Source organism: Rhodopseudomonas palustris (genome assembly GCF_007005445.1).
Classification (GTDB): domain Bacteria; phylum Pseudomonadota; class Alphaproteobacteria; order Rhizobiales; family Xanthobacteraceae; genus Rhodopseudomonas; species Rhodopseudomonas palustris_G.
The window spans coordinates 4,241,775-4,254,959 of the sequence record NZ_CP041387.1 but is presented as its reverse complement, the minus strand read 5'-3'; the positions used below and the strand labels follow the sequence as shown (position 1 = coordinate 4,254,959).

Here is a 13,185-nt window from a genome sequence, read left to right as displayed (position 1 = left end):
TAACCCACCCTATGGTTTCTACGGCGCCGGCTCGGCGACCATCATGTAGTTCACGTCCATGTCGGGCGACAGCTTCCAGCGGTCGGCGAGCGGATTGAAGACCAGGCCGGACTGTTCGGTGACGGTGAGCTTGAGCCGGTTGAGGTGCTGCTCCAGTTCGGCGGGAGTGACGAACTTGTCCCATTGATGGGTGCCGCGCGGCAGCCAGCGCATCACATATTCGGCGCCGACGATGGCGAGCGCGAAGCTCTTCCAGTTGCGGTTCAGCGTCGCCACCACCATGATTCCGGTCGGCTTCACCAGCGCGGCGCAGCGCGACAGGAACGCGCCGACGTCGGTGACGTGCTCGATCACCTCCATCGCCAGCACGATGTCGAAGCGCTCACGCGGGTCGATGTCCTCGACCATGACGTTGCGGTAGTCGATCGCCAGATGCGACTTGTCGGCGTGCAGTCTGGCGGCCGCGATATTGGTGGCGGAGGGGTCGATCCCGATCACCTGGGCGCCGAGCCGGGTGAACGGTTCGCAGAGCAGGCCGGCGCCGCAGCCGATATCCAGCATCCGCAGCCCCTCGAGGCAGCTCAGGCTCTTGGCGTTGCGCTCGAATTTGCGGCAGGCGGCGTCGCGGATGAAGCTGATCCGCAGCGGGTTGATCCGGTGCAGCGGCGCCATCCGCCCCGTGGGGTCCCACCACTCGGCCGACAGTTTTGAGAATTTCGCGATCTCGGCCGGATCGACGGTCGAGGCCGGCTGGCCGGTGGACTCGGGTTGCAGTGCCATGGGGTGCGCGGTGCTCCTCAATGTCCGTGCCTGTATGTCCGTGCCTGTCCGCCCCCGGCAGACGCCCGGGGCGGGTTGCGCAGGTTCCGCGGCTGCAATGCCCTTGCTTGCCCGAAACCGCGCCGCTGTGTATACGCGCCACGCGGCTCCCGCCTGACGGATTCCGCGCCATCAATACTCGTTGTCTGCAAGGATTGCACTATTCGTCATGGGCCGGCTGGTGATGAAATTCGGCGGCACGTCCGTCGCCAATATCGAGCGCATCCAGAACGTCGCGCGCCATGTCAAACGCGAGGTCGACGCCGGCCATGAGGTGGCCGTGGTGGTGTCGGCGATGTCCGGCAAGACCAACGAGCTGGTGGCCTGGTGCACCGAAGCCTCGCCGTTGCACGACGCCCGCGAATACGACGCGGTCGTGGCGTCCGGCGAACAGGTGACGTCGGGGCTTCTTGCAATTGCGCTGCAATCGCTCGGTATTCAGGCCCGGTCCTGGCAGGGCTGGCAGATCCCGATCCGCACCAGCGACGCCCATGCGTCGGCCCGGATCGTCGAGATCGACGGCAGCGAAATCATCAAGCGCTTCACCGAGCGCAAGGAAGTGGCGGTGATCGCCGGTTTCCAGGGCATCCACGCCGAAACGTGCAGAATCACCACCCTCGGCCGCGGCGGCTCCGACACCTCGGCGGTGGCGATCGCGGCGGCGCTGAAGGCCGATCGCTGCGACATCTACACCGATGTCGACGGCGTCTATACGACCGATCCCCGCGTGGTGCCGAAGGCGCGCCGGCTCGACAAGGTGTCGTTCGAAGAGATGCTGGAGTTGGCCTCGCTCGGCGCCAAGGTGCTGCAGGTCCGCTCGGTCGAGCTCGGCATGGTGCACAACATGCCGATCTTTGTCCGCTCCAGTTTCGACAAGCCCGAAGATATCGATCCGCACGGCACGCCGCCGGGCACGCTGATCAGCAGCGAGGAGGACTCCATGGAGAACCACGTCGTCACCGGCATCGCCTTTTCCAAGGATGAGGCGCAGATCTCGGTGCGCCGGATCGAGGACAAGCCGGGCGTGGCGGCGTCGATCTTCGGACCGCTGGCGGATGCCAACATCAACGTCGACATGATCGTCCAGAACGTCTCCGAAGACGGCAAGACCACCGACCTGACTTTCACGGTGCCGGCCTCCGACTTTGCTCGCGCCAAGCAGACCATCACTTCGGCGCAGGACAAGATCGGCTACGCCCGATTCGACAGCGAGACCGACGTCGCCAAGGTGTCGGTGATCGGGTCGGGGATGCGCAGCCATGCCGGCGTTGCCGCCCAGGCGTTCGCGGCGCTCGCCGCCCGCAACATCAACATCCGCGCCATCACCACCTCGGAGATCAAATTCTCGGTGCTGATCGACGCCGCCTACACCGAACTGGCGGTGCGGACGTTGCATACGCTCTATGGGTTGGATCAAGCTTAGAATAATTTTTCGGTGATTTAGAAGCGCGTGCGGCGGTTTTGTCGGGCGCGGCTGGCAGGCGTTTTGCTTGGCAAATCAAGCCTCAATTCGCTATACGGCCTGAACGGCGCGTGCGCCGACGGGGCGGCTGGCAGAGCTGGTCTTGTTGCGTTTGCGAAGGCTCGGCGGCGGCTGTCCGAATGTCGGGTTCGGCCGTTCGTGCGGGTTCGGCCGGGGCCGGGGCGATCGGCGACCGGCCCGGCCCGACATCGGGCGGTGAATATCTTTAGAGCTTTTCCGCTGGCGCTGCGGCGCGCCCGAGGGCAAGGCTCGCAGAGGAGATTGCGACACATGCGGAGCACGTCGGGTGGTCCCCGCGTCTTGCTGAGACGGCTCCGCGAAACCATGGCGGAGCAGGTCTCCGCGCAGGAACGCCTCGACAAGATCGTGGTGCTGATCGCGGCCAACATGGTGGCCGAAGTGTGCTCGGTCTATGTGCTGCGCATCGACAACACTCTCGAGCTCTACGCCACCGAAGGTCTGAACCGCGAAGCGGTGCACCAGACCGTGCTGAACGCCCACGAAGGTCTGGTCGGCCTGGTCGCCTCGGAGGCGACGCCGCTCAACCTGTCGGATGCGCAGAGCCATCCGGCGTTCTCGTTCCGACCGGAGACCGGCGAAGAAATCTACCACTCGTTCCTCGGCGTGCCGATCCTGCGCGCCGGCAACACCCTCGGCGTGCTGGTGGTGCAGAACCGCGCCAAGCGCACCTATGTCGAGGAAGAGGTCGAGGCGCTGCAGACCACCGCGATGGTGCTGGCGGAGATGATCGCCTCGGGCGAACTCTCGGCGCTGGCCCAGCCCGGCGCCGAGCCGGCCGCGCGGCACTCGATCCACAAGACCGGGGCGGTGCTGTCCGACGGCATCGCGCTCGGCCATGTCGTGCTGCACGAGCCGCGCGTGGTCATCACCAATTACATCGCCGAAGACCTGCCGAAGGAGATCAAGCGGCTCGACACTGCGCTGGCGAAGCTGCGCGCCGACCTCGACCGGATGCTGGAGCGCGGCGACTTCGCCGAAGGCGGCGAACATCGCGACGTGCTCGAAGCCTATCGGATGTTCGCCAACGACCACGGCTGGTCGCACAAGCTGCACGAGGCGGTCGCCACCGGCCTCACGGCCGAAGCCGCAGTCGAGCGCGTGCAATCGGACACCCGCGCGCGGATGCTGCGCTCGACCGATCCGTATTTGCGCGACCGGCTGCACGACCTCGAAGACCTCGGCCACCGGCTGATGCGCCAGCTCGTCGGCCAGGATCATGCGCCATCGCGCGAGCAGCTTCCCGACAACGCCATCCTGATCGCGCGCTCGATGGGCCCGGCGGCGCTGCTCGACTACGACCGCAAGCGATTGCGCGGCCTGGTGCTGGAAGAGGGGACCGCCAACTCGCACGTCTCGATCGTGGCGCGTGCCCTCGGCATCGCCGCGGTCGGCGAGGTGCCGAACGCGCCGGGCATCGCCGACCCGGGCGACGCCATCATCGTCGACGCCACCTCCGGCTCGATCTATGTGCGCCCCTCGGCGGAGATCGAATCGGCCTATGCCGAGCGGGTGCGTTTCCGGGCTCGGCGTCAGGCGCAGTATTCGGCGCTGCGCGATCTGCCCTGCGCCACCAAGGACGGCCAGCCGATCGACCTGATGATCAATGCCGGCCTGACCATCGACCTTCCGCATATCGAAGACACCGGCTCGTCGGGCATCGGCCTGTTCCGAACCGAGCTGCAATTCATGGTCGGGCAGAGCCTGCCGCGCTCATCCGATCAGCTTGCGCTGTATCGCGCCGTGCTTGACGCGGCCGGCACCAGGCCGGTGACTTTCCGCACCCTCGACATCGGCGGCGACAAGGCGCTGCCCTACATGGAAACGGTGGTCGAGGAGAACCCGGCGCTGGGCTGGCGCGCGATCCGGCTCGGGCTCGACCGGCCCGGCCTGCTGCGCAGCCAGATTCGGGCGCTGCTGCGGGCCGCCGCCGGGCGTTACCTGCGGGTGATGTTCCCGATGATCTCGGAGGTCGCCGAGTTCGACGCCGCCAAGAGCATCGTCGAGCGCGAGCTGACCTATCTGCGCCAGCACGGCCATACGCTGCCGGAACGGGTGGACGTCGGCACCATGCTGGAAGTCCCGGCACTGCTGTATCAGCTCGACGAGCTGTTCAAGCGCGCCGACTTCGTCTCGGTCGGGTCCAACGACTTGTTCCAGTTCCTGTTCGCGGTCGATCGCGGCAATTCGAAAGTGTCGGAGCGGTTCGACACGCTGTCGGCGCCGATTTTGCGGGCGCTGCGCGATATCGTTCGCAAGGCGCGGGCCGCGAAGCGCTCGCTGTCGCTGTGCGGCGAGATGGCGTCGCAGCCGCTGGCGGCGCTGGCGCTGATCGCGATCGGCTACCGCTCGCTGTCGGTGTCGGCGCTGGCGCACGGCCCGGTCAAGGCGATGATCCTCGGCCTAGACCTCGCCAAGGCGGAGGCGATGATCGGGCCGCTGCTCGACGCGCCGGCCGGCAGCGTCTCGATCCGCGACAAGCTCGTCGAATTCGCCGAGGCGCATCAGCTCGCCTTGTAGCGAAGCGGCGTCCGCCGCCGCTTTGTCGTCTCACGCGTTGATCCGAGATCGTCCATGTCCTCACTGCCCGAAGCCAAGCTCGACGTCCTCCTCGCGCATCACGCCGCGCTCGAAGCGCAGTTGATGGCGCAGGTCGGCGCCGAGGATTACGTCCGCATCACCCGCGAATTGTCCGAGCTCAATCCACTGGTCGAGGCGGTGAAGAGCTATCGCCAGGTCCGCGACGAGCTCGGCGAGATCGACGAATTGCTGGAAGACCCGGCGACCGAACCGGAGATGCGGGCGATGGCCGAGGCCGAGCGCGACGCGCTCGACGCCCACCGCGACGAACTGATTCAGCAAATCCGCATCGCGCTGTTGCCGAAGGATGCGATGGACGAGCGCAACGTGATGCTGGAAATCCGCGCCGGCACCGGCGGCGACGAGGCCTCGCTGTTCGCCGGCGACCTGTTCCGGATGTACGAAAAGTTCGCCGCGCTTCAGGGCTGGAGCGTCGAAGTGATCTCGGCCAGCGAAGGCACTGTCGGCGGCTTCAAGGAAATCATCGCCGAGGTGAAGGGCCGCGGTGCGTTCGCCAAGCTCAAATTCGAATCGGGCGTGCACCGCGTGCAGCGCGTGCCCGATACCGAGACCCAGGGGCGCATTCACACCTCCGCCGCGACCGTCGCGGTGCTGCCGGAGGTCGAGGACGTCGACGTGGACATCAAGCAGGAAGACCTGCGGATCGAGACGATGCGGGCACAGGGCGCCGGTGGTCAGCACGTCAACAAGACCGAGTCGGCGATCCGCATCACCCATCTGCCGACCGGCATCGTGGTGATGATGCAGGACAGCCGATCCCAGCACAAGAACCGCGCCTCGGCGATGAACATCCTGCGGTCGCGGATCTACGACGCCGAGAGACAGCGCGTCGATGCGGCGCGCTCGGCCGAGCGCAAAGAAAAGGTTGGCTCCGGCGATCGCTCCGAACGGATCCGGACCTACAATTTCCCGCAGGGCCGCGTTACCGATCACCGCATCAATCTGACACTCTACAAGCTGCCGCAAGTGATCGCCGGCGAAGCCCTTGGCGAACTGATCGACGCGCTCACCACCGAGCACCAGGCGGCGCAGCTCGCCGAGCAGGGCGCCGCGGCGTGAGCGACGCACCGACGATCACATCCGCGCGTCGTCGTCTGGCCCGGCAGTTTCAGGATGCGGCGTTGGAATTCGCCGCGCTCGACGCCCGGCTGCTGGTCGGCGAGGTCACCGGTCTCGATCTCACAGGGCTCCTCGTCCAGGCCGAGCGACCGCTGACGAAGGACGAAAGCGAGCGGCTGCGGACGTTCGCGGCGCGGCGGCTCGCCGGCGAGCCGGTGGCGCGCATCCTCGGGGTGCGTGAGTTCTGGGGACTGCCGTTCGAGCTGTCCGCCGACACGCTGGTGCCGCGGCCGGATACCGAGACAGTGGTCGATGCGGCGCTCGCCGTCCTGGGCGAGCGCGATGCGCCGGCTCCGCGGATTCTCGACATCGGCACCGGCAGCGGTGCGATCCTGCTGGCGCTGTTGTCCGAGCTGCCCGGCGCGGGCGGCGTCGCCACCGATATCAGCCTCGGCGCACTACGCACCGCGCGCCGGAACGCGGAGCGTCTCGGGCTCGCCGGCCGTGCCCGCTTCGTCGCTTGCGACTACGCTTCGGCGCTGCGTGGCCCGTTCGACCTGATCGTCTCCAACCCGCCTTATATTCCAGTTACTGAGATTGCGGAGCTTGACCGCGAGGTTCGCGAGCACGATCCGCGCCGAGCGCTCGACGGCGGTGCCGATGGGCTGGACGCCTACCGGAAAATTATCCCCGAATCGGCCGGGTTGCTGCAACCAGACGGTGCGTTGGTGGTTGAAATCGGACAGGGCCAGGAGACCGATGTGAGTGCCCTGATGCAGGCTGCCGGGTTAACCGTATCCGACCCGTTCCGGGCTGATTTGTCAGGGATTTTCCGGGCGGTGACAGGGCGGCTCGCGCCCCGGTGACGTCGGAACAAATTGCAAAAAACCGCTTGGAATATCGACCGAGAGCGACTACGTTCCGCTCCAGATGTCGGTCGGGACGGTCGGCCCCGCGGAAGTGCGGGGAGTATATGTTCTCCACGAGAGCCCCTGACTGAAAAGGTTCCATACGGCGGTTTCGATCAAGCGCGACAGGCTGGGACAGCCGCGCAGCTTTCGACCGCGAAGCGAACGAAAGCCTGACGATTCACGCTTGAAGAATTCACGCGCGAGAAGCTGAGCCTCGTTGCACAGGCTCGTTGATTTGGTCCGGCCAGCGGCGCGACCGCCCGCCGGGGTTGGGGAACGCGTCTTTGCTGAGCGCGACACACGGCAATAGCGGCAAGAGACTAAGGGACTGGTCGGACGGGCACGGAGACGCCTGCGTCAGGCGCAGCCATGCCTTGCAAAATGAGGTTCGGTAAGAAGGTAGGACATGAGAAACGGGCAGAACAACAAGCGGCTGCGTAACCGGAACAACAACAGCGGCAATAACAACAATAATCGGCGCGGCCAGAACCCGATGACCCGGGTGTTCGAATCGAACGGCCCCGATATCAAGATCCGCGGTACCGCCTCTCACATCGCTGAGAAATACGTCCAGCTCGCTCGCGACGCCCGTTCCTCGGGCGATCCGGTGGCGGCCGAGAACTACTACCAGCACGCCGAGCACTATTTTCGTTTGATCGCGGCTGCCCAGGAGCAGTTCCGGCAGAATCAGCCGCAGCCGCGGATCGACAACGACACGTTGGACAACACCGACGACGGCGAGGACGGCGAGTTCTCCAATTTCGGCGCCGAGCCCGGCCTGGTGCCGGTGCAGCAGCCGCAGCCTTATCAGCAGCGCGAGCAACCGCAGCCCTATCAGCCGCGCGAACAGCCGCAGCCGCGTGAGCACCGGCCCCAGCCGCAATTCGTGCCGCGCGAGCAGCCGCAGCCGTCGTCCGAGGGAGTCGACCGGCTGCCGTCCTTCATCACCGGCCCGCAGCCGCAGCTCGGACCCGGCGCGTTCGAGGGCAATACCGGCGGCGGTGAACGTTTTCCGCCCCGCCGTCGGCGCCGCCCGCGTGGTGAGCCTGCGGCCGCTCAGGCCGCTGCCGCTCCGGCCCCGTCTGGCGAGGATGCCGGCGCTGGCGATTGAACCGGTGTCCAGACGCCGGTTCGAGATGCCCTACAAAAATACCTACTAGAACAAGGCCGCGCCCGGTGGGTGCGGCCTTGTCGATTCAGGGGCCTCTGACGATTCAGGGCGTCCGCCGTCTTACTGTGTGCTGGCTCGGTCGTGCCGGTTCAGCGCGCCAGCGGCGGCGCATCGGACTCGTCGGCCTGCAGCGGCGTCGGCGACGGGACCAGCGATGGCTCCAGAGCGGGGATCAGCCGGGTGCGCTCACGTTTGACCGTCTGCGGCCGCACCACCTGTTTGGTGGCCTCGACCATGTGCACGCCGGCGAGCGGCAGCGAGGCGGCGGCGCCGACCCGCTCCCAGGCCGGGGCCGAACGCAACAGCCAGCCCTGCGCCAGCGGCGGTACGAACAGCGCTTCGCCCCAACCCGTCGGCGTGAACCAGGTTCGCCGCAGCAGATCGGCGATCTGCGGCCGCGAATAGGGCCGGCCATGGCCGAACGGGGTGTTGTCCAGGCGCGCCCACACCCCGCGCCGGTTCGGCACGATCGCCAGCAGTCGGCCCGCCGGCGCCAGCACCCGCCACACTTCGCGCAGCAGCCGTTCGGGATCGTCGGACATCTCCAGCGCGTGGACCAGCAGGATGCGGTCGACAGCGGCGTCCGGTAGCGGCAGCGCGTGCTCGTCGACCAACGTCGACAGGGTCGGCCGCGCCGTCGGCCATTTCAGCACGCCCTGAGCCGCCGGCATGAACGCGATGCAGCGCTCGCTGCTGTCGCGGAACAGGCCGAGATAGGGTGTCGGATAGCCAAACCCGAGCACACGGTCGCCGCGCGCATCCGGCCATCGCCTCTGGATGCTGCGATTGATCAACCGGCGCGCCACGATGCCGAGCCGGCTACTGTAGAACCCCCGCAGATCCACGACGTCCATCATCATGATCGACATTTACCACGGCGCCGCACCGTCCGGCAAAGCCACAACCTGCCTGGTTTACGGGGACGTGACCGCTTCATTTCGTCCCGGTCGGCCACCATGTTAGAATTCAATCTGCGCGACGCCGTCGCCCGAAGCGGCGCGCGCTCTTGCCGCCTTCAAGTCCCGGAGATCTCATGCCCGCCGACATCCGCATCGTTCCGTGCCTCACCGACAATTTCGGCTATCTGGTCCATGATCCGTCGACCGGCGCGACCGCCTCGATCGACGCGCCGGAGGCCGCGCCGCTGATCGCCGCGCTGGAGAAGGAAGGCTGGAAGCTGACGGACATCCTCGTCACTCATCATCATGGCGACCACGTCGGCGGCATCGCCGAGCTGAAGAACAAGTATCATTGCCGCGTCCATGCACCGCACGACGCCAATGCCAAGATCGCCGACGCCGACGTCAGGGTGGAGGAGGGCGACGTGGTGCGGATCGGCAGCCTCACTGCGCGGGTACTGGAGACCCCCGGTCACACCCTCGACCACGTCTCCTATGTGTTCGACGACGATCGCGCACTGTTCGCAGCCGATACGCTGTTTTCGATCGGTTGCGGCCGCGTGTTCGAAGGCACCTATCCGATGATGTGGGAATCGCTGCTGAAGCTGCGGGCTCTGCCGGACGACTTCAGACTGTATTGCGGACATGAATACACCGCCTCCAACGTCAAGTTCGCGCTCGGGATCGAACCCGGCAACGCCGATCTGCAGGCCCGGGCCAAGCAGGTCGAAGCGCTGCGCGCCGACGGCAAGCCGACGATTCCGGTGACGCTCGGCGAAGAAAAGAAGGCCAACGTGTTCCTGCGTGCCGACGTGCCGTCGGTCGCAGATGCGGTCGGATTGTCGGGTGCGCCCGCGGCCGAGGTGTTCGGCGAGATCCGCGAGCGCAAGAACAACGGGTGAGCGCCGTGTCTCTCAACGCCGCCGAGGTGATCGCGCGGCTCGGCCTGCAGCCGCATCCTGAAGGCGGACACTATCGCGAGACGTTTCGCGATCCCCGCTGCGACGCCGGCGGCCGCAGCTATTCGACCGCGATCCACTTTCTGCTGCGTGCGGGCGAACGCTCGCATTGGCACCGGATCGACGCGGCCGAGGTTTGGCACTACTACGCGGGCGCCGCCTTGAGGCTGGAGATCGCCGGCGACGACGGTCGCCGCGCCGCTACGCTCGGTCCCGATCTCGGCGCCGGGCATATGCCGCAAGCGATCGTTCCGCCGCACGCCTGGCAGGCGGCAACGTCGACCGGCGAGTGGACGCTGGTCGGCTGCACCGTGGCGCCAGGCTTCGATTTCGTCGGCTTCGAACTCGCGCCGCCCGGCTGGGAGCCTTAGAAATGAAGCTGTCGCGGGGCTGGTTTCTGCCGATGCGGAGCTGATCGCCGGCGCGCCCAATTGGTTCGCAGGACGGTCGAGCCGAAGGCGAAACCCCGTCGATGGCGACGGCAGAGCGATGGGTTACGGCGCAAGAGTGCCTAACCCATCCTCCCCCCCCCCCACCCATCTCCAGACTCAGAGCGCGCCCACCGGGGATTTCGCCAGCAGGTCGTCGACTTCGGCGCGGGTCGGGCAGGCGAAGGCGCCGCCCGGGCGGGTGCATTTCAGGGCCGCCGCTGCGGAGGCGAAGCGTAGCGCGTGGGCGATGTCCTGGCCTTCGCCGAATGCCACCGTGAAGCCGCCGTGGAAGATGTCGCCGGCGCCCAGAGTGTCGACCGAATGCACCGGAAATGCCGGGGTCTCGCGGAACTGCTGCTTGTCGTCGAGCCACAGCGTACCTTTCGGGCCGCGCGTCACCGCCACGAACGCCTTGGTCAGCCGAGCAAGCTTTTTCAGCGCCTCTTCGTCGTCCTGGGTGCCCGCGGTGGCGTGCAGGGCCTCGGCCGAGCAGATCAGATGTGAGGCTGCTGTCAGCAGCCCCTCGTTCATCGCCATTGCGTTGTCGACGTCGACCACCACCGGAATTCCCCGTCGCGTCGCCTCGGCGCACAGCGGCGTGACGAAGCTGGAGCAGCGGCTTTCGGTGAGGATGGCGTCGCAGTGCTGCAGCAGCATGTCGGCGTCCGGCAGCGCGACCTTCCACAGACCATGATCGCGGAAGGTGACGATGGTACGCTCGCCGGTCGGATCGACCAGCACCGCAGAAATCGGCGTCACCAGCCCGGGCATGTGAACGAGGTGATCCGAGCCGATGTTCTCTTCGGCCAGCTTGTCGAAGATGAACCGCGCCGCGGCCTCTTCGGCGTCGCCCATCGGGCCGCACATCTGCGCCTGACCGCCGAGCCTGGCGATGCCGATCGCGGCGTTGAGCGCGTTGCCACCGCAGATCTCGCCGAAAGCGCTCGCGGGCACCTTGTTGCCGCGGCCCGGCACCGCCTCGACCCGGAAAGTAAGATCGCGCACCGGAATCCCGACGCACAGCACACGCGGCGCGTGCTTGGCAGTGTCGCTCATGATTGTTCCTCCAACCAGCGGCCGAGCAGATGGTGCGCGATCGCGAACGGATGCGGTCCGACCAGCCCGTCCGGATGCGCGCGCTTCAACATCTGCGCCGCCTCGTCACGGGAAAACCACCGCGCGTCTTCCAGTTCCGTGAGATCCACGGTGATGGCCTCGGTGGTGGCGATCGCGGTGCAGGCGATCATCAGCGACGACGGATACGGCCATGGCTGCGTCATGTAGTAGCGCACGTCGCTGCACAGAATGCCGGACTCCTCGACGATCTCGCGGCGCACCGCGTCTTCGATGGTTTCAGCCGCCTCGACAAAGCCGGCGAGGCACGAATACATCCCGGTCGGGAATTGCTTCTGCCGGCCGAGCAGGCAGCGATCGCCGTGCGTCACCAGCATGATCACCACAGGGTCGGTGCGCGGGAAGTGCTCGGCCTTGCAGGACGGGCAGTCGCGTTTCCAGCCGCCCTGCGCCATCGCGGTGCGGGCGCCGCAATTGGCGCAATAGCCGTGGCGCTGGTGCCAGTTGACCAGCGACTTCGCCATCGCGATCGCCGAGAGTTGCTCGACCGGCAGAACTCCCTGCATCGCAAGACCGCGCAGCTCGGCGAGACCGGCGTCCGGCCGCCCCGCGAGCCTGTCTGCGGCCGGGGCGCCGATCCCCATGCCGAACACGGCAGCGCCGTTGCGCAGGCCGAGGAAGATCGTGCCGGGGTTGGCGCCGAGTGCCAGCGCCTCTTTGATCGTCAGCTCGGCCCGCGGACCGGCGGGTTCGTGCTTGACCAGCAGCGAATCGCGATGAACCACAAAGGCGCGGGTGTCGCCACGCTCCTCCATCGCCATCAGCTTGGCGTCGTTGCCGCGCAGATGCGCGGCGCGGTCGAGCACGTGAGTGACGAAAGCGGGCTGGCCGAGCGGAAACGAGGTGCTCATCGGCTCAGCTCAGCCAGATCTTGCGGCGGAGCAGGTTGATGAACTGCTGCACCTCTTCGGGATCATGCGCCAGAGGCGGCATCACGCCCCACACCGGCCGTGGCCAGGCGGCGTCGCTGGAGCGGCGTGCGATGATGTGAATGTGGAGCTGCGGCACCAGATTGCCCAGCGCCGCGACATTGAGCTTGTCGCATTTGGAGACTTCCTTGAGCGCGCGGCTCACGCGGGAGATCTCGGTCATCAGTTGCGCCTGCGCCACCTCGTCCAGGTCGATGATCTCGCTCGCGCCTGCCCGCCGCGGTACCAGCAGGAGCCACGGATAATTTGCGTCCTTGATCACCAGCACGCGGCTGAGCGGCAGATCGCCGATATTGATGGTGTCTTGTTCGAGCCGGGAGCTCAGCGACCAGTCGGAGGGGGACATTGCGGTTCCATCGGCCCGTTAGCGGAGCGTGGGCTCTTGTCTGTGGCGGGGACGGCCGCGAGGCCGCCTCGCAGTCATACCAAGCCGTCCGGACCGGCGGAAGCGCCAGCTAGCCGAAGGTCCAAGGCGGCGACCTGCGACTTGCATTCGGTTCGGTTTGGCGCCAAATAGGCACCGGGAGATTGGCGGTGGACGAGCCTCTCGCCAACCGGGTCAGGTCCGGAAGGAAGCAGCCCTAACGAGGTCTGGATCGGGTCGCTCGTCAGTCTCCTACCTTATCTTTCGGCCGTGCTGCCCTCGGATATGGGGCGCTGCGGCCGGACCAGGGTGGATCAGGACCGGCGGATGCCGGTCCGGTGCGAGGGGTGTTCCGGGCCAGCCGCATGATCCTGCCCCGTCCCCAGCGCCCCGTTTGTTTCCGCAAT

12 protein-coding genes and 1 other RNA gene are annotated in these 13,185 nt (G+C 66.8%); 8 read left to right on the top strand and 5 right to left on the bottom strand.

Going from position 1 to position 13,185, the window contains the following annotated elements; all coding sequences use genetic code 11:
* Positions 1 to 18: 18 nt before the first annotated feature.
* Positions 19 to 780, bottom strand: a complete 762-nt coding sequence (ubiG, locus tag FLL57_RS19580; RefSeq protein ID WP_013500482.1) for a bifunctional 2-polyprenyl-6-hydroxyphenol methylase/3-demethylubiquinol 3-O-methyltransferase UbiG — start codon at positions 778 to 780, stop codon at positions 19 to 21.
* A 208-nt stretch (positions 781 to 988) separates the two neighbouring features.
* Here ubiG and FLL57_RS19575 point away from each other — a divergent pair, with 208 nt between their 5' ends.
* The 5 genes from FLL57_RS19575 (at position 989) to FLL57_RS19555 (ending at position 8,002) form a co-directional block, all read left to right on the top strand.
* Positions 989 to 2,242, top strand: coding sequence for an aspartate kinase (locus FLL57_RS19575; protein ID WP_013500483.1), 1,254 nt, complete (start codon positions 989 to 991; stop codon positions 2,240 to 2,242).
* A gap of 330 nt (positions 2,243 to 2,572) precedes the next feature.
* Complete coding sequence (gene ptsP / locus FLL57_RS19570; protein WP_013500484.1) at positions 2,573 to 4,840, top strand: phosphoenolpyruvate--protein phosphotransferase; 2,268 nt, start codon at positions 2,573 to 2,575, stop codon at positions 4,838 to 4,840.
* Positions 4,841 to 4,894: 54 nt separating this feature from the next.
* Positions 4,895 to 5,980 (top strand): peptide chain release factor 1, encoded by a 1,086-nt coding sequence (gene prfA, locus FLL57_RS19565; RefSeq protein ID WP_013500485.1) that lies wholly within the window; start codon positions 4,895 to 4,897, stop codon positions 5,978 to 5,980.
* Positions 5,977 to 6,846, top strand: coding sequence for a peptide chain release factor N(5)-glutamine methyltransferase (prmC, locus tag FLL57_RS19560; RefSeq protein ID WP_047307363.1), 870 nt, complete (start codon positions 5,977 to 5,979; stop codon positions 6,844 to 6,846). Before prfA ends, prmC begins: the two co-directional genes overlap by 4 nt.
* A gap of 451 nt (positions 6,847 to 7,297) precedes the next feature.
* The gene (locus FLL57_RS19555; protein ID WP_013500487.1) at positions 7,298 to 8,002 is read left to right on the top strand and encodes a DUF4167 domain-containing protein; all 705 of its coding nucleotides are present in this window, start codon (positions 7,298 to 7,300) and stop codon (positions 8,000 to 8,002) included.
* A 149-nt stretch (positions 8,003 to 8,151) separates the two neighbouring features.
* On the opposite strand, the gene FLL57_RS19550 is transcribed toward FLL57_RS19555, so the two are convergent.
* Positions 8,152 to 8,922, bottom strand: coding sequence for a class I SAM-dependent methyltransferase (locus FLL57_RS19550; protein ID WP_041807660.1), 771 nt, complete (start codon positions 8,920 to 8,922; stop codon positions 8,152 to 8,154).
* Positions 8,923 to 9,095: 173 nt separating this feature from the next.
* Between FLL57_RS19550 and gloB the strand changes: the two genes are divergently transcribed.
* Together gloB and FLL57_RS19540 are read left to right on the top strand one after the other, a co-directional pair.
* Positions 9,096 to 9,863 carry a hydroxyacylglutathione hydrolase gene (gene gloB, locus FLL57_RS19545; protein ID WP_013500489.1) on the top strand — a complete coding sequence of 256 codons (768 nt, stop codon included), beginning with the start codon at positions 9,096 to 9,098 and terminating at the stop codon, positions 9,861 to 9,863.
* Positions 9,860 to 10,291 (top strand): cupin domain-containing protein, encoded by a 432-nt coding sequence (locus FLL57_RS19540; RefSeq protein WP_142883768.1) that lies wholly within the window; start codon positions 9,860 to 9,862, stop codon positions 10,289 to 10,291. Before gloB ends, FLL57_RS19540 begins: the two co-directional genes overlap by 4 nt.
* 177 nt (positions 10,292 to 10,468) lie before the next feature.
* On the opposite strand, the gene FLL57_RS19535 is transcribed toward FLL57_RS19540, so the two are convergent.
* From FLL57_RS19535 to FLL57_RS19525, 3 genes are read right to left on the bottom strand one after another with little or no spacing between them, the layout of a single operon-like run.
* Positions 10,469 to 11,407 carry a sugar kinase gene (locus FLL57_RS19535; protein ID WP_047307360.1) on the bottom strand — a complete coding sequence of 313 codons (939 nt, stop codon included), beginning with the start codon at positions 11,405 to 11,407 and terminating at the stop codon, positions 10,469 to 10,471.
* A complete protein-coding gene (gene nudC / locus FLL57_RS19530; RefSeq protein WP_142883767.1) occupies positions 11,404 to 12,336 on the bottom strand; it encodes an NAD(+) diphosphatase in 933 nt (310 codons plus the stop codon). The genes FLL57_RS19535 and nudC overlap by 4 nt, the downstream gene beginning before the upstream one ends.
* A gap of 4 nt (positions 12,337 to 12,340) precedes the next feature.
* Positions 12,341 to 12,760 (bottom strand): HIT domain-containing protein, encoded by a 420-nt coding sequence (locus FLL57_RS19525; RefSeq protein WP_142883766.1) that lies wholly within the window; start codon positions 12,758 to 12,760, stop codon positions 12,341 to 12,343.
* A gap of 177 nt (positions 12,761 to 12,937) precedes the next feature.
* Between FLL57_RS19525 and ffs the strand changes: the two genes are divergently transcribed.
* Positions 12,938 to 13,034, top strand: an RNA gene (gene ffs / locus FLL57_RS19520) — signal recognition particle sRNA small type.
* Positions 13,035 to 13,185 lie beyond the last annotated feature (151 nt).